The sequence below is a fragment of the Hydrogenophaga pseudoflava NBRC 102511 genome, assembly GCF_001592285.1.
Classification (GTDB): Bacteria; Pseudomonadota; Gammaproteobacteria; order Burkholderiales; family Burkholderiaceae_C; genus Hydrogenophaga; species Hydrogenophaga pseudoflava.
The window spans coordinates 158,898-174,772 of sequence record NZ_BCWQ01000012.1; the positions used below are offsets into that span (position 1 = coordinate 158,898).

Consider the following 15,875-nt stretch of genomic DNA (forward strand, 5'->3'; position numbering starts at 1 on the left):
TCGAATCGTGTGTCAGTGGGTCACCCCGTCGCGGCGCAGCACGCGCCACGCCGTGAGGAAAATGATCTTCAGGTCCAGTCCCAGCGACCTCTTCTGCAGGTACTCGGCATCCAGCCGGACTTTCTCGGGAATCGGCAACTCGTCCCGACCGTGGATCTGGGCCCAGCCCGTCAAGCCGGGGACCAGCCGGTGAACACCGGCCTCGGTGCGCAAGGCGATCAGATCGTCCTGGTTGAACAGGGCGGGGCGAGGCCCCACCAGACTCATGTCGCCTTTCAGGATGCTCCAGAGCTGTGGAAGCTCGTCCAGACTGGTTTTTCGCAGAAAGGAGCCCACTGGCGTCAGATACCGGTTGGGATCTGACATCAGGTGGGTGGCCACGGCGGGCGTGTCCAGTCGCATGCTGCGAAATTTGGGCATCTTGAAAATGCGGTTGTCCCGGCCGATGCGATCACTCCAGTAGAGGGCGGGACCGGGTGAGGTCCAACGAACCACCAAGGCGATCAACCCGATGGGCAGCAGCAGGATGGCGGCCGCGCACAGCGCAAAGAACAGGTCGAAGGCGCGTTTCATGCCATCACATCCTGTACCGCGAGACGCAGGCCCTGCTCCACCGTCAACCGGGGCGTCCAGCCTAAAACCTGTCTAGTATGCCCGATGTCGACCTGCAGCGATCCGATCAGTCGGTCGATTTGAGGGCCTCGACCCAGCAATTTTCCCGCCATGCGCAGCCAGGCAACAGGCACCGGCCACAGCCGTGCGGGCCGGCCCATCGCACGCGCGAGTGCGCGCACCAGGTCCGGCGTTGAAAGATCCTGACCGTCCGATGCCAGGAAGGTGTGTCCTGCGGCGGCCGGCTGTTCCACACAGCGGAGCAGCAGATCGGTCAGGTTGTCCAGCGCCAGGAGCGAGCGCCGGTTGTCTATCGCACCCAGCGGAAGCGGCGTGCCGCGGGCCACCGCGTTCATGAGTTTGAGGAAGTTGGCCTTCACCCCGGGGCCGTAGACCAGGGGTGGCCGGACCACCACCAGTTCAAGGCCGGTTCTTCCGGCCACCTCGTGAAGGGCCTGTTCGGCCTCCCATTTCGACTGGCCGTAGGCATCTTCGGGGGCTGGCGCCATGCCAGACATGAACGGGTGACCCGGCACAGTGCGCTCTCCATGCACCTTGAGTGAACTCAGGGCCACCAGCCGGCGAACGCCCGCAGCCGCCGCAGCGATGGCCAGGGACCGGCTGCCCTCCACATTGACCCGCCGGTAGGACTGCAACGGGTCAGGGTCGGTGTCCTGCACCATGTGTACCCGGGCGGCGCAATGGACCACGCAGTCGACCCCCTGCAGGCTCTGGCCCCAGTCGGTTCCTGGTCCCAGGTCTCCAACGGCCCAGGTGTTTTCTTCGCCGGACGCGGAGCGTGTGATGGCCCGGACAGAGAATCCGCAGGCCTTCAGGTGCTGGCAAAGGGCGCGCCCGACAAAACCGTGGGCGCCGGTGACGGCCACGATCACGGTCATTGCGGCCGGCGGTCCCGGTTCTCCAGCGTCAGCGAGCGGACCTCTTCCATCAGCTTGCGGTTGGCCGACAGCAGGTCGGCCACAAAAGCGATCAGGATGGTCTGGAAGCCGATGATCAGCAGCGAACTGGCCAAGATCAGGGACTGGATGTGGCCATCGTAGTCCATGGTCAGCCATTTGTAGAGGAACCGCAGGCCAATGATGAAGCCCAGCGTGAACAGGGCGATGCCTATGCTGGCGAAGAAGCGAAACGGACGGTAGATCACGAACACCCGGATGATCGTGACGATGCTGCGCTGGATGTAGGAGGCGATGCTCTTGACCAGGCGCGACGGGCGGAGATCGCCGTTGACGCGGATCGGCACCGAGGTGATGGCCATGTTTTTCTGGCCCGCCTGGATGATGGTTTCCAGGGTGTAGGTGTAGTCGGAGAACACCGTGAGCCTGCGTGCTGCGGACCGGCTCATGGCGCGGAAGCCGCTGGGGGCGTCCGGAATGCTGGTCTTGCTGGCCACCCGCACCACCCAGCTGCCCAGCTTCTGCAGCAGTTTCTTGATCGGGCTGAAGTGCTCGATGGCGGCGATGGGGCGGGCGCCGATCACGATGTCGGCCTTGCCTTCCAGGATCGGACGGGTGAGCGCCGGGATGTCGTCGGCGTTGTACTGGTTGTCGGCGTCGGTGTTGACGATCACGTCGGCGCCGTGCTCCAGGCAGGCCTGCAGGCCGTTCATGAAGCCGCGTGCGAGACCCTGGTTGCGGGTGTGCCGCACCACGTGGTCGACGCCGTGGGCCAGGGCCACCTCGACCGTGTTGTCGGTGCAGCCGTCGTCGATGATGAGCCACTCGACCTTGTCGAAGCCGGGCACTTCGCGCGGCAGGGCCGCCAGGGCGATGCCCAAGGTGGCAGCTTCGTTGTAGCAGGGGATCTGGATGATGAGTTTCAAGAGGAACTCCGTGGAGGTTGACGGCGTGTGTCGGTGTCGTGCCGGCAGGTCATTGCGGGCACAGGTCGTTCTTCAGTGGGCCCACGCTGCCGTCGCGGTACTCGGCCAGCAGCCGGACATCGCAGGGTTTCAGGGTGGTCGGCAAGTGTCGGGCGGTGAAGGCGAACCCGGTGTTCAGTGCTCGTTGCGTGCCCAGGGCGGCGGCGACATCGTCGCGTTTGATCAGCACCGGAACGGACGAAACAAACTCGTCTCCGGCCAGGATCCAGAGGCGCTGGGCCTGATCGCCCAGTTTGGTGTCATAGACCCAGCCTTTGGCCCGCAACTCCCCATTGGTCAGCGTGAGCGTTTCCACATTGCCTTCGGTGGTGAGGCGGCGGGGGAGACGGACCGACATTGCTTCGAGCCCGTCGCGGTCGGCGTATCCGATGTTGCGGGGCAGTTCCTGCAGGGCCTGGTGCTGTTTGAGCAGCACCTGCGGAGCAGCGGCCCAGAACACCACAAGAGCACTTGCTGCAAAGAGTGTGGTGACCGTCTGTTTGAACCAGCCGGGCTGGCAGAGCACGAAGAACGGTAACCACAACACCGGCAGCAGGTACATGTAGTAGCGCGGCTGCAGACCCGAGAGCACGCCATTGACGAGGTAGGCGCGGTAGCCGAACACCACGTGGACAACGACGGTGCCCAAGGTGGCCAGGGCCATGGCATCGAACAGCCGGACGGCCATGCGGTTGGAGGTCAGCAGGGGCGTGCTGAATCGAGCCACCAGCCAGCCCACGATGGGCAGGCAGACCATCGTGTAGAACACCGGCTGCCAGCGGTCTCCGATGGGGGTGATGCTCAGGTGCGACATGATGCCGTGCAGCCGCCGCCACATCGAACCGACATATTCCCTGACATACCCGGCCAGATCGAGCGGTTCGGCGGGTGGCGTGCTGCCATAGAGCCTGCCGGGCGATGGGAAAACACCTCCGTGCTGGAGCAGGGTGTAGACGTAGTAGCCGCCCACAACAACGGAGAAGACAGCCAAGTGGGGCCAGTAGCTGCGGACCAGCACCACCGGATGGATGCGCCGGAAATTGCGCATTCCCCAGGCGCCGAGGAGCAGGATCATGAAGACGATGCCTGTGGCCTTGGTGAGGAACACAATCAACAGGCCGACCAGCAGCACGACCGGCGCCAGGGCATCTGGCCCGTTGCGGGCGGGATTGGCCATGCGCGCCAGTCCGTAGAAGCCCATGGTCATGCCCAGGTACAGCAGGGTGTCGTTGGAGACACTGCCGGCGATGTACGAGAACATGGGGACGCTGGCGCAGGCAAACAGCAGCAGCGAGGTGGTGGCCTGCGTCAGGCGCAGCTCCCGGGCCATCAGCACCACGAAGGCCAGTCCCAGTCCCACGAAACCGACACCGATCAGCCGGAAGATCAGGTAGTCCGCTTTCGGGTTCAGGGAGAACAGCTTGCCGACCACGCCCAGCGCGCTGTAGTACAGCGGTGGATGGCCCAGGTAGTTGGTCTGGGTGAACCCCATGATCTTGCCGTCGCTGTAGTTCGGCAGTGCCTGCGGCGAGCGGATGCTGTCGTTGATGTAGGACAGGTGGGGCATCTCGTCCGGCGGATAGCTCAGCGGCGAATGGCTGGCCATGACCACACCTTGCAGGATCACGAACACGAGCATGAACAAAGCCAGCGGCATGCCCGCCCAGGTGTTCAGACCTTGGCGGAGGCTGCGGTGGATGCGTTGGAACATGCGCGGGTGCCCCTGAGGTCAGACCGGCTCGCCGTGGCGAACGCGGGGAGGCCAGGCGAGACCGAAGTCCTCGTGATCCAGCGAGAGATAAGGGCTGTAGGCCGGGTCGCGGGCCATCATGACGGGCCAGCGCTTCCACATGTAGTCCACTTCCTTCTGGAATCGGGCTTTCTTCTCCGGGGTGTCTTCGTAGCCCCGGGTGGCCGACTCGTGGTGGAAAAGCAGGGCGTGCGGCGTGAACAGGTTGCGCAGGCCCATTTCGGCGAACCGCAGGCAGAGGTCCACGTCGTTGCAGGCGACCTTGAGGTTGACCTCGTCGAACCCGCCGACCTGGTCGAAGTGCTGTTTCTGCACCGCCATGCAGGCGCCGGTGACGGCGCTGAAGTTGCTTGCCAGCGATGCACGGCCGACGTAGCCGTGCGCGTACAGGGAGAAACCCTTGTGGGCATGCCCGGCCCAGCCGCCGATGCCCAGCACGACACCGGCGTGCTGGATGGTGGTATTCGGATACAGCAGCTTGGCACCCACGGCGCCGATGCCCGGACGGCAGGCCTGGCTCACCAGTTCCTCCAGCCAGTCGTGCGAGATCACCTCAATGTCGTTGTTGAGGAAGCACAGCACGTCCCCGGTGGCCTGTGAGGCGCCCAGGTTGTTGATGGCCGAGTAGCTGAACGGAGAATCGTCGCGGATGACCCGGAAGTTGGGCGTTTGGGCCTGTTCGGCAAAGTACGCCAGCGCCTCGGGGTCGTCCGAGCCGTTGTCCATCAGCAGGATTTCGTAGTTCTTGTAGGTGGACTTTTCCCGGATGCTCTCCACGCAGGTCCTGACGAGGTCCACCGCGTTGCGGGTCGGGATGATGATGCTGACCTTGGGCGCCGGTTTGGGCAGCCGGTGGCGCGCGCGGTACCCGTGGCCGATGAACTGCGCCCGGGCGTTGATGCCCATCCGCTTGTAATGGTCGTTGAGCGCGCGTTCGCCGGCGAGCATGGCGTAGGGCTTGATGTTCAGGTCGGCCGTGGCGGTGCTGCCGGCATGGGCGCGCCAGTGGTAGAGGATGAACGGCACATGGACGATCTGCTCGGCCTTCACCTTCTCGATCACCCGCAGGACAAGGTCGTAGTCCTGAGCGCCTGCGTAGGCGTCCCGCAGGCCGCCCACCTCGCGCATGAGGTCGCCGCGGTAGAACGCCAGGTGGGTGACCAGGTTGTGCGAATAGAACAGGTCCGGGTTCCAGTCGGTCTTGAAGTAAGGGTCGTACCGCTTGCCGTTCTCGTCGAGCTTGTCTTCGTCCGAATACAGCATCCGCGCGTCGGGATGGCGGTCGATGGCCTTGACCATGTACAGCAGGGCGTGCGCTGGCAGCACATCGTCGTGGTCCAGAAAGGTGATCCAGTCGCCGGAGGCCAGGGCCAGTGCGCTGTTGGTGGCCGCCGAGATGTGCCCGTTGGTGTCGCGGAAGGTGACCTTGATGCGTGGGTCTTTGGCCACCCACTGTTCCAGGAAGGGGCGGACCTCGGGGTCGGTCGACGCATCGTCGGCGATGCACAGCTCCCAGCGCGGATACAGCTGCTCCCTGACGGATCTGATGGCCTGTCCCAGCCAGTCGAGGTTGGCGTTGTAGGTCGGCATGACGACCGACACGAGCGGGCTTTCGGTCATCGAGGCCGCCTCCTGCCTGAGTTGCTCCACCGTCGCGGAGTCCAGGGTGTCGTAGCGCCGCACCCACTCCTTGTAGTCGCGGACGTCCATTGTCTTGGGCGCGTGGTCCGCCACTTCTGCTGCCACCACAGTGGCATCGGCTGCGTGCGCGTGCAGTGCCTGCCTGAAAGCCAGGCCCATTCCTTTGCCCGCTGCCAGCGCTTCCTGGAACACTCGAACCGAGTACTTCACGTCCTGTGCCATGACACTCAGGCGCCTCAGAGGAGCGGTGACTCGCCAGCTGGTGGACTGGTAGAGGTTGTCGATGTGGTCTGCGTGCACCTTGGCTGCTTCTTCGTGCGCCAGCACGCGTTGGGTCAGCGTCATGACTTGGTGCTGTGCGGACACCAACTGCAGGTTGCGGTCGGTGTAATCCTGCAGCAGGTCCACCAGCTGCTGCTCGCGGTCCTTGAGTTCTTCGGCAAGCCTGGTGCACTCGTCTTCCAGCGACAGCAGTTTGGAAGACTCGGTCATGGTGGACGTGTCGTGTTCGGACATTGTGGTTTCTTCAGATCAGATGGGCTTGGCGCAGCTCGCGCAATCGAAGGCGGTAGGCCTCTGCCACCGCGCGCGAGGAGTAGTGCTGGCGGATATTGTCCTGTGCCTTCTGCACCAGGCGAGCTGCCTCCTGCCTGTGCTCGACCAGCCGCTGCATCTGCTCGGCGGCCTGGGTGACGTCCGGATCGCACCAGTACTGCCCTTGGTGAAAGATGTAGTCCTTGGAGGTGAGCGCCACCAGCGGCCCCTGAACCAGGTAGCTGGTCTCCGGGGTGCAGAAGTCGGCGTTGCCCGAGAACGCCGTGGTGACCGTGGGTATTCCCAGGAGCATCGATTCGGCAATGATGCGGCCGAAGCCTTCAGATCGGTGCAGGGACACGTAGGCGTTGCAGGACGACATAAGCTGCACGAGTTCGACACGCTGCATGGTCCGGTCAATCACGGACACTCGCGGGTCGCCACCGATTTCCTGCTCGATGGCCTGCCAAGCCTCCGAACCTCTGTCGAGTGTGATGGCCTTGATCACCAGTCCGACTCCCTGGTCGGTCCGGAAGGCTTTCTTGAATGCTTGCACCGCTGCCAGAGGGTTCTTCCTGGACAGCCACGAGTTCCCGTCGAACATGACCAGGAAAAGAAAGCGGTGGTTGGGCAGGCCAAACAACGAGCGGTTCGGCGCAGGGCTGTCGGGCAGTTCGACGGCCAGGGGCATCTTGCGGACTGGTTTGTCCGTCCTGTTTGCGAACGCTTGCCGGACGAAATCGCTGTACACCCACAGCTCGTCCACCGAGTCGATCACCCCCGCCAGGTGGTCTGGCCAGACCGGCAGTTCCCAGTGCCAGCCACCGATGTTGTAGGTGCCAGAGTCCAGCAGCGTGCGGCCGCCCTCCATCCCCAGCCGGATGGTCTCGGTGGGTGGCAGGCAGTACAGGGAGACCGGCCACTGAGGTCGCTCGACGATGTGGTCGTCAAGGGAAAAATCCGCCTTCTGCGGGCCAGGCATCGGGGCATCGATCACGGCGAACGGGATACCGGCGAGGCGGGCAGACTGGGCTGCCATGCGAACGTCCTCTGCGATACCGATCACACTGCGCGCATACCCGACGATGTTCATTCCCGGTTGCTCGTCCAGCGGGTCATGGAACAACGATTCCAGAGGGCCGTACTCGCGGACCCCGTGAGCAGCCCACCACGCCAGCAGGGCATCGCACCCCGTCGGCTGGCTGAGATCGAACGCCTGTCGAAGGTCGGCTCGCGACGAGAAGACACGGAAAGGCACGTAGGGCAGAGGCTTGGCGCAGCGGCCATTTTCGGGCGCGCAGGCATCGAACGAGGTGGCCACCTGATGGAGGTGTTGCTTCAGGCCAGTCAGCCACATCAAAGACCAGGAGGGGACGCCAAACTCCGCACAACCACTGCGCAGCCACCACGCCAGACCGTTGAACCAGTTGTCTTCAGTGAGGGGCGCGAAGCGGGATTTGTCCAGGTCGCTGCGTCCATCCACGATCAGGGACAGAAAGCGTGGCCAGGGCAGACGGCCCTGCACATGCCAGTCGAGTGCATTCAGGTCACTGGCCAGACTCCATCGGACGCGCAAGTGTTCGAGGTGTCCGAAGTGGAACCACCAACGAAGGAACCCGATGCGGCCCTCGTCGGAGTGGATGTCATGAGAAGCCTGCAGATCCGGGCGGTCGTTCCAGATCAGTTGCAGTGGAAGCGGCAGCGCCTCTTTGAACGCGGCTGTGTCAATGTCTGCATGGCGGCTGTATGCCTCGAATCCCGGCATCAGGTCGAGCTGGGTGGGCCAGTTTCCCTGAAGAGCGCTGGACAGCCCGGTGCCGCCGTCTGCAAGAAACCGGGAGACGTCGTATTCACCCAGGTGAGTCATGTCCCCTGTGGTCAGGCGCCATTCCAGCTCCGGGTATTCGCGGTGAAGCCTGCTTTCCCAAAAGGCATAGAGGGCTATGCGGTCTGTCAGGCGGGAGAGATCCAGATGCCGCAGGTCAGGGCGGATCGCCGCCATGGCCTGGAGTCCCGCAGGCACGCTCAAGTGCCGGTCAGTTTGGTCCGAGGGAGCCCGTGCTGACCACGCGGTATGAGAAGACACTGGGGGATCCTGTAAGGGGCGCATAGACATGACCACACCAACCAGCGGCCAACCCGCAATTATAGGTTGCGCACCTGTGCGAGCCTGTAAGCCGACTCCAGGCTTCAGAGTGGCGCAGGCCGCGCTTGGGTGGCGTGTGCCTGGATCATGGCGGACAGGCACTCGGTGAGTGGGTAGACCGGCAACGGGCCGATGCACCCGATCAGCTTGTCGGGAGCGCCGCACAGGCGGTGCACCTCGCTCGCGCGGACGAAGGCCGGGTTGACCCGGACTGCGATGTCATGACCGGTGAGGTGCTTGAGCGTGTCCAGCACCTGCTGCAGACTGAACACAGTGCCCGTGCACACGTTGTAGATCTGTCCCGACTCACCGTGGTCAAGCAACCGGAGGTAGGCTTCGCAGACCATGCGCACGTCGTTGAACTCCCTCTCTACGTGAAGGTTGCCCAGTTCAATGACCGGCGCGCGGCGCGCGAAATGATCAACCAGCTTGGGGACAAGGAATGACGTGGCTTGTCCGGGGCCGGTGTAGTTGAAGGGACGGGTGATGACGATGGGGAGGCGTTCGGCATACGCCTGCGCCATCTGCTCCATGGCCAGCTTGCTCGCGGCGTAGTGGTTCACAGGTGCGGTTGGCTGGTTTTCGGAGATGGGCGACTGGAGGCAGTTGCCGTAGACGTTGGCGCTGCTCGCAAGGAGCAGCTTCCGCGGGCGAGCCGAGGCCGGCAGTGCATCGAATGCCTTGAGCAGGTTCGTCGTGCCCACGGTATTGACCCCGTAAAAGGCCGATTCGTCGGCATGCCCAACAAAGCTGATGGCGGCCAGGTGCACAAGCGCATCACAGGGGCCGGTGCATTCGATGGCGCGCTTCACTGCAGAAGCGTCGGTCAGGTCGACGGGACAGTCGACGACCTCGTGTCCGTGCTGTTTCGCCAGTTGACCGAAATGCAGCCCCGTGAATCCGGACGCACCTGTCAGCAGAATGCGCATCAGAACGACATCCCGGTCCGGTTGCGGCGCAGATCCGCCTCCACCATCATCTGGCAGAGTTGCTCCAGTGTGGTTGTGGGAGCCCAGCCCAGCGTGGCCTTCGCATGCGCAGGATCGCCGATCAGCAGCTCCACTTCGGCTGGGCGGTAGAACCTGGGGTTGACGCGCATCACGGTCTTGCCGGTCGCGGCATCCACCGCCGTTTCACCCTCGCCCTGTCCGCGGAATTCCACGTCGATCCCGGCACCCTTGAAGGCCATGCGCACGAAGTCGCGCACGGTCTCCGTGCGGTTGGTGGCCAGAACGAAGGTGTCGGGCTGGTCGGCCTGCAACATGCGCCACATGCCCTCGACATACTCTTTGGCATAGCCCCAGTCGCGCTTGGCGTCCAGATTGCCCAGTTCCACGCAGTCAAGCTGTCCGAGCTTGATCTTGGCCACTGCATCGGTGATCTTGCGGGTGACGAATTCGCGGCCGCGAAGCGGGCTTTCGTGGTTGAACAGGATGCCGCTGCTGCCGAAGATGTCGTAGCTCTCGCGGTAGTTGATGGTCATCCAGTGCGCATAGAGCTTGGCCACACCGTAGGGGCTGCGCGGGTAGAACGGCGTGCTTTCGGTCTGCGGAATCGTCTGCACCTTGCCGAACATTTCGGAGGTGCTGGCCTGGTAGAAGCGGATCTTTCGGTTGATGAGGCGGATCGCTTCGAGCAGGTTGACGGCTCCGAGGCCGGTGATCTGGGCCGTTGTGGTGGGCTGGTCGAAGCTCACGCCGACGAAGCTCTGCGCAGCGAGGTTGTAGATCTCGTCGGGTTGGACCTTTTGCACCAGCGCGATGCTGGCGCCCAGGTCGGTCAGGTCGTACTCGACCAGGTGCAGGTTGGGGTGGTTCTGGATGCCCAGTTCCTCGATGCGCCAGAAGTTGACGGAACTTGTGCGGCGGTAGGTGCCGTGCACGGCGTAACCCTTGTTCAGCAGCAGCTCTGCGAGGTAGGCGCCGTCCTGCCCGGTGATGCCGGTGATGATGGCGGTTTTCATTCGGTTCTCCTGATGCAGTTGCGGAAATGGTCGGCGGCTCGCGGCGGAAGCTCAGCGTTGTCGCGTCAGTGTGGACAGTCGGCTCACTTGGGCGCGGTACAACTCGATCAGCTGTGAAGAGCAGAAGTAGTCCATGACCTGGCGTTTCGCGACCTGGCTGCGAGGCGCCGCTTCTTCGGGGCGTTCGAGAGCACGCCTGAGATTCTCCGTCAGAGATTCCAGGTCAGGATCGGCCCAGACGAATCCCTGGGGGTAAGGGAAGTGGTCCCTGGCCAGCTCCATCAGCCTGTAGCTGATGGGTAGGGCCGTATCGGAGGAGACGAAAGAGCTTAGTCCACCGACAGGGAGTGCGATCACTGGCACACCTGAAGCCATGGCTTCAACGACGGTCAGGCCCAGGCCTTCGGACCGATGGGGGGACACGTAGGCTGTTGCGGTGCCAATCAATTCGAAGAGTTCTGCTTCGGTGAGCAGTCGATCGATGATGCGGATCCTCCGGTCACCTTCGCAGGCCTTGTACAGCTGCTGGACCTCCGGAGCGCTGTGGTCAGGGTAGGTGATCTTGAGGGTGAGCGTGACGTCCTTGTGAGGGCCATTGACAGGGCAGGCCCGTTGAAATGCCTCCAGCAAGGCGCGGGGGTTCTTGCGTTCCAGGACGCTGTTGGTGTCGAAGCAGTAGACAAAATTGCGGTGTGGTGCACGAGGAGCGGTGGTCCGCTGCAGATGCTGCAGATAGGTCAGGTAAGGCGGCAACAGCGTGACGCGCTTGTCGGTGCTTCTTCTGAGTGTGTCCGCGATGAAGGGCGTTGGCGCCCAGAACTCGTGGAAGTGCTTCATCCACACCTGCCATTCCGGGCGGAGGGTGGGCAGTTCCCAATACCACACCGCGATGTTGTACCGATCCCTGAACAGCGACTCGCCGGCTTGCTCCAAGAGCGTTGGCAGGGTGTCGGCGTTCATGTGGACGATGTTGATCCTTGCCTTGTCGATGAAAGGCGGCAGGTTCAGCGGGTGACTGATGCTGCTTTGTCTGGGAAAGTCCTGGGGTCTCGCACAGGTTCCAAGGCGGTGAACACCTGCAAGCCGAAGACCTTCGAGGTAACCACGTGCACTGGTGCCCAGACCTGAAATCCGGTCCAGAGGGCCGATCAGGTTGACGCCTTGGTCGACACTGATGCCCTCCGGGATTGCCAGGGCGGCTTTCGGCGGGATGGGCACGGATTGCTGCCTCGACAGGCGGATGCGGTGGTGGAGCACCAGACCCGCTGGTTTGCCCAGATGCAGGAAGTGCGTCATGGGTCGGTCCAGCCAGGGCTGGAGGCCAGGGTTCGACATCAGATACCGCTGGGGATCAAAGGCCGTTGGAGACCCAAGTCGCAGGTCCTCTCCTACCATTGCGTAGTGGTACAGCGCACAGGCAGACCCCAGCCCTTCGGGGTCAAATTGGGCACGGTACGTCTGCGGATCGAAATGAGGATTTGGCCAGCGGCCCTCGCGGTCACCGTGCTCCACATAGTGCAGGAGGGGGTCGACACCGCTGGCTGCAATATCAGGGTGGGTGTCGAGATAGTGTCGGGTATCGAACAGTCCCAGCGATAGCAAGGTCAGCGCCTGCCTGTGCGGGCTGTGCAGTTCGGGGGAGGCGACCATCGTGGCATGCCAGTCGATGCCCATCCTGGCCGCCTCCTGCCGCGCATGTTCCTCCAGTCGATCGAGCAGTCGAAGGTAGGTCGCCTGATCGAACGGGTCGGTGTTCGCAGCCGCAGACTCAGTATGAGGATGCATGTTCCAGGGCACGGTCGTTGGGTAGTTCTGCGCATATCGTGCGCAGGTGCAAGCCGCAATAGGGATCTCTTTTCACGACATGCTCCCAGCGTGCCAGAAACTCCTGGCGTTCATGGCCCTGGTCGTGCTTGCGCTGGAAGCTGGAGTTGTGGAAGTGATAGAGCAGGGCATGGGGAGTGAAAACCACGCGAAACCCTGCGTCCACACAACGCAGGCAGAAGTCGATGTCGTTGTAGTCGACGCGAAACCGCTCATCAAAGCCTCCCATCCGGTCGAAAAAGTCCTTGCGGTAGGCCATTACAGCGCCCGTGACCGCGCCCCAGTTGCGGTCGACCGAGGCGTAGCCACCGTATTCGAGACTGGCCGAAGGGCTGTTCAGGAAGACATGACCTGCTGAGCCATTGAGACCAGTCGAGATGCCGGCATGCTGGATTCTTCCGTCTGGGAAAAGCAGCTTTCCACCCACAACGCCCACCTCCGGGCGGGCGGCATGGCTGACCAGTGCCTCGATCCAGTCGCCGGAGATCACTTCCAGGTCGTCGTTGAGCAGCAGGGCCACGCCAGACCGGACCAGCGATGTGGCGAAGTTGGACTTCCTGGCAAAAGAGAACTCGCCTTCCCGTGGAAAGGTGCAGGTGGTGTGCCCATGCGCTGAAAGCAGCTCGCGCAGGTCATCTGGCACATGACCATCGTCCACAACGATGATCCGGTATCCCTTGAAGGTAGATTTTTCAAGGATGGAACGGACGAAGTTGGTGGCGAGGACCACCCGGCCCCGGCCGGGTACTGTGCGCTCCTGCATGGCCGTCAGGATGAGCAGTGTGACCTCAAGTCCTTCTGGAATAGGCCATTTGACCTGAAGTGAGCCTGGGTCAGGATGCGCGACAACTGTCACGCCCGGATGTTCACAAGCCAGATGGCGCTCGAGCGATGCGCGGGCCGGCTCCAGTCCCTCGGACGAGAAAAAACCTCCCGGTCGCGGTTCGTGCTCGCAGGAGCGCACATACAGGACGTCTTCGATGTGGCCGATGCGCCGTGCGGCGCGGGTGACCGCCAGGCCAAGCGCATACTCGTCGGCTTCCCGCGAGCCCGTGCCAGGGATGTCCAGATTCAGCAACAGAGGCTTGCGGATCGCAAGAAACCGCCCGACCAGATGAACAGCATGCTGGTGCTCGGGAGACCAGTCGGGTTTGTAGAACGGGGAGATGACCGCTCCATCCTCCATCATCGCCGCCTCGTCGGTGTACACCAGGTCCAGTTCCGGGTCGTTGGCCAGACACCGGCCCATGTGTTTGACGAGGTCGTCGTCCACCACGTCGCCTTGCGCCAGAAGGCCTACGAACCGGCAGGTGGAGAAGGCCGGTGCCCGAAGCAGGTTCTGAATTTCGTCAGTTCCTGCGTCAGGCAGGAGGCGCCGGATGCGCCAGTCGATATCCAGCCAATCGCCAATGCAGTTCTGCAGGGACACGCTGCCACAAAGCATGATTTCCCATGCAGGGTCGGTTTGCCTGAGAACGGACTGAACGGTACGAGCCAACGCATCGCGATCGTCCCGGTCGACGGTGATGACGAAGCACACCGATGTGGGACTGCGCCGCATTTGGTCCAGCTCGGTGACTGGTTCCAGCGGTTCCGGCTCAGACGCAGACAGCAGCGTGGACAGGTGTTTGTCCATGTCCGGCGGAAGCGCCAGTTGATACCGGTCTGCATTGACCAGCGCTGCCTCGACGCTGATTGGGCCGGTGCGCCTGTGCAAGCCCGCAGGAGCTTGTGTCAGGGTGCGACGACTCTGACGCCGCGTGCCTGCGCGCATTCCCAGAACTGGAAAGTGCTTCAACAACGATGCACCCGCTGCCACCGCACCAGCCAGCAAAGGCCCGGCCACTTTGGACTTGAGCAGGCCCAACACACCAGATCGCTTCATCAGGTTCAACCGTTTGCCCTGGTCGGATTCGCGTATGTCATGGGTGTTGCGCCATCTCGTTTGACATCCGATTGGAGATTGCGGAAGAGGGAGCGCAAAAGCACATCCTCGTCGACGAAGGCATGGTGCTCAGACCCTGCCGTAGGTGTCCGACAGCCGCACGATGTCGTCCTCGCCCAGGTAGTCTCCACACTGCACCTCGATCAGCACCAGCTCGTCGTGTCCGATGTTGGTCAACCTGTGAATTTCCTGCAGTGGTATGTGTCGGTATTCACCGGGGCGGGTCGGATACTCGACATCGCCAATCTGGACAATTCCCCGGCCACGCACGACCACCCAGTGCTCGGCACGCTGATGGTGGTATTGAAGGCTCAGGCTCTGTCCCGGCCTGACCGTGATCCGCTTGACTTTGTAGCCGTCTTCTTCTTTCAGGGTCGCGTAGGTTCCCCAGGGGCGGTGCACCTCTGGGGGCAGCAGGGTGCTCTGGTGCTGCGGACTGTTGATGTGCCGTTCCTTGAGGGAGTCCACCACCCGCTTGACACTTTGTGCCTCCTGCTTGGAGGTGATCAGAAGCGCGTCCGGCGTGTCCACCACCACAAGGTCCTTGACCCCGACGGTGGCGATCACCTTGTGGCCGTGGCTGTCGATGTGGACATGGGTCCCCGTCGTGTTGACCGCCACCCAGTCGGTGTTGTCGGCGGCACCCAAGGTGTTGCCGCTGGCGTCCGGTGTGTGGGCCTGGGCCACCGCGGGCCAGGCGCCGACATCGCTCCAGCCGAACCTCGCGGGCACCAGTACGACGTTGGTGGCCCGTTCCATGACCGCGTAGTCAATGCTGATGTCCGGTTGTTTGCTGAAGGTGTGGGCGTCGAATCTCGTGACCTGAGGGGCCGCTGCCTGGTCCGCCAGTGGCAGCGGCTTGGTGGTCGAATCGGCCATTGCCTGCTGGGCTGCCGCCAGGACGTTGGGGGCGTGCAGCGCCAAGGCTGACAGCAGCGTTCCCACGGTGGAGCAGAACATGCCGCTGTTCCAGTAGAAACGACCGGTGGCCAGATACTCCTGAGCGGTCTCAACGTCGGGCTTTTCGACGAACTTGAGCACCGGTTGAGCCTCTCGCCCCACCTTGGGTACTTCGATGTACCCGAATCCGGTTTCAGGTCCGGTGGGCTGGATGCCGAACACGACGAGTTGACCGGTCTGGGCCTGTCGGGTTGCCTCTATGGCGTTCGCCACAAAGGTTTCCGTGTCCGGGATCAGATGGTCGGCAGGAAGCACCAGCATGACGGTGTCATCGCCACCGGACGCCTGACATGCAAGGGCGGCCAGCGCGATGGCTGGGGCCGTGTTGCGACCTTTGGGTTCGAGCAGATAGTGGGCCTTTGGCGGCGCCATCATTGCGGCCAGTACCCCTTGGGTCAGGAACAGGTGGTCCTGGTTCGTCACGATCAGCAGATCGTCGGTGCCACAGGCCTGCCCGCGACTGATGGCCTGTTCCAGCAGGGTTCGGCCTCCAAGCCTCATGAACGGCTTCGGATAGGCTTGGCGTGATGCGGGCCACAAGCGGGTACCAGCACCTCCGGACAGAACGACGGAAACAAGTTTCATGGTTGTTCAGCAGTACACGTTTGCCTGGTTGAG

The 15,875-nt window shown here is 63.0% G+C and carries 11 protein-coding genes; all 11 read right to left on the bottom strand.

The window, feature by feature from the left end; genetic code table 11:
* Positions 1 to 12: 12 nt before the first annotated feature.
* The 11 genes from HPS01S_RS15700 to HPS01S_RS15750 all read right to left on the bottom strand — a co-directional run bounded on the left by HPS01S_RS15700 (position 13) and on the right by HPS01S_RS15750 (position 15,842).
* Positions 13 to 573, bottom strand: a complete 561-nt coding sequence (locus HPS01S_RS15700; protein WP_066158137.1) for a sugar transferase — start codon at positions 571 to 573, stop codon at positions 13 to 15.
* Positions 570 to 1,511: a UDP-glucose 4-epimerase family protein gene (locus HPS01S_RS15705; RefSeq protein WP_066158139.1), complete on the bottom strand. Its 942-nt coding sequence runs from the start codon at positions 1,509 to 1,511 to the stop codon at positions 570 to 572. The genes HPS01S_RS15700 and HPS01S_RS15705 overlap by 4 nt, the downstream gene beginning before the upstream one ends.
* Positions 1,508 to 2,455: a glycosyltransferase family 2 protein gene (locus HPS01S_RS15710; protein WP_066158141.1), complete on the bottom strand. Its 948-nt coding sequence runs from the start codon at positions 2,453 to 2,455 to the stop codon at positions 1,508 to 1,510. Before HPS01S_RS15710 ends, HPS01S_RS15705 begins: the two co-directional genes overlap by 4 nt.
* Before the next feature lie 49 nt (positions 2,456 to 2,504).
* A complete protein-coding gene (locus tag HPS01S_RS15715; RefSeq protein ID WP_066158142.1) occupies positions 2,505 to 4,205 on the bottom strand; it encodes a glycosyltransferase family protein in 1,701 nt (566 codons plus the stop codon).
* Between the two features lie 18 nt (positions 4,206 to 4,223).
* A complete protein-coding gene (locus HPS01S_RS15720; RefSeq protein WP_255284225.1) occupies positions 4,224 to 6,401 on the bottom strand; it encodes a glycosyltransferase in 2,178 nt (725 codons plus the stop codon).
* A gap of 10 nt (positions 6,402 to 6,411) precedes the next feature.
* Positions 6,412 to 8,421 carry a glycosyltransferase family 4 protein gene (locus tag HPS01S_RS15725; RefSeq protein ID WP_066158144.1) on the bottom strand — a complete coding sequence of 670 codons (2,010 nt, stop codon included), beginning with the start codon at positions 8,419 to 8,421 and terminating at the stop codon, positions 6,412 to 6,414.
* Between the two features lie 188 nt (positions 8,422 to 8,609).
* Positions 8,610 to 9,494 carry an NAD-dependent epimerase/dehydratase family protein gene (locus tag HPS01S_RS15730; RefSeq protein WP_066158146.1) on the bottom strand — a complete coding sequence of 295 codons (885 nt, stop codon included), beginning with the start codon at positions 9,492 to 9,494 and terminating at the stop codon, positions 8,610 to 8,612.
* The gene (gene gmd, locus HPS01S_RS15735; RefSeq protein ID WP_066158148.1) at positions 9,494 to 10,528 is read right to left on the bottom strand and encodes a GDP-mannose 4,6-dehydratase; all 1,035 of its coding nucleotides are present in this window, start codon (positions 10,526 to 10,528) and stop codon (positions 9,494 to 9,496) included. The genes HPS01S_RS15730 and gmd overlap by 1 nt, the downstream gene beginning before the upstream one ends.
* Before the next feature lie 51 nt (positions 10,529 to 10,579).
* A complete protein-coding gene (locus tag HPS01S_RS15740; RefSeq protein WP_157576349.1) occupies positions 10,580 to 12,325 on the bottom strand; it encodes a glycosyltransferase family 4 protein in 1,746 nt (581 codons plus the stop codon).
* Positions 12,297 to 14,237, bottom strand: a complete 1,941-nt coding sequence (locus HPS01S_RS15745) for a glycosyltransferase (protein WP_084397424.1) — start codon at positions 14,235 to 14,237, stop codon at positions 12,297 to 12,299. Before HPS01S_RS15745 ends, HPS01S_RS15740 begins: the two co-directional genes overlap by 29 nt.
* Positions 14,238 to 14,366: 129 nt before the next feature.
* Positions 14,367 to 15,842, bottom strand: a complete 1,476-nt coding sequence (locus HPS01S_RS15750; protein ID WP_066158154.1) for a mannose-1-phosphate guanylyltransferase/mannose-6-phosphate isomerase — start codon at positions 15,840 to 15,842, stop codon at positions 14,367 to 14,369.
* Positions 15,843 to 15,875 lie beyond the last annotated feature (33 nt).

What these genes read in the sequence shown, in the direction of transcription:
- HPS01S_RS15700 (WP_066158137.1), bottom strand. Translation starts at nt 573, where the DNA reads ATGAAACGCGCCTTCGACCTGTTCTTTGCGCTGTGCGCGGCCGCCATC.
- HPS01S_RS15705 (WP_066158139.1), bottom strand. Translation starts at nt 1,511, where the DNA reads ATGACCGTGATCGTGGCCGTCACCGGCGCCCACGGTTTTGTCGGGCGC.
- HPS01S_RS15715 (WP_066158142.1), bottom strand. Translation starts at nt 4,205, where the DNA reads ATGTTCCAACGCATCCACCGCAGCCTCCGCCAAGGTCTGAACACCTGG.
- HPS01S_RS15720 (WP_255284225.1), bottom strand. Translation starts at nt 6,401, where the DNA reads ATGTCCGAACACGACACGTCCACCATGACCGAGTCTTCCAAACTGCTG.
- HPS01S_RS15725 (WP_066158144.1), bottom strand. Translation starts at nt 8,421, where the DNA reads ATGGCGGCGATCCGCCCTGACCTGCGGCATCTGGATCTCTCCCGCCTG.
- HPS01S_RS15730 (WP_066158146.1), bottom strand. Translation starts at nt 9,494, where the DNA reads ATGCGCATTCTGCTGACAGGTGCGTCCGGATTCACGGGGCTGCATTTC.
- gmd (WP_066158148.1), bottom strand. Translation starts at nt 10,528, where the DNA reads ATGAAAACCGCCATCATCACCGGCATCACCGGGCAGGACGGCGCCTAC.
- HPS01S_RS15745 (WP_084397424.1), bottom strand. Translation starts at nt 14,237, where the DNA reads ATGAAGCGATCTGGTGTGTTGGGCCTGCTCAAGTCCAAAGTGGCCGGG.
- HPS01S_RS15750 (WP_066158154.1), bottom strand. Translation starts at nt 15,842, where the DNA reads ATGAAACTTGTTTCCGTCGTTCTGTCCGGAGGTGCTGGTACCCGCTTG.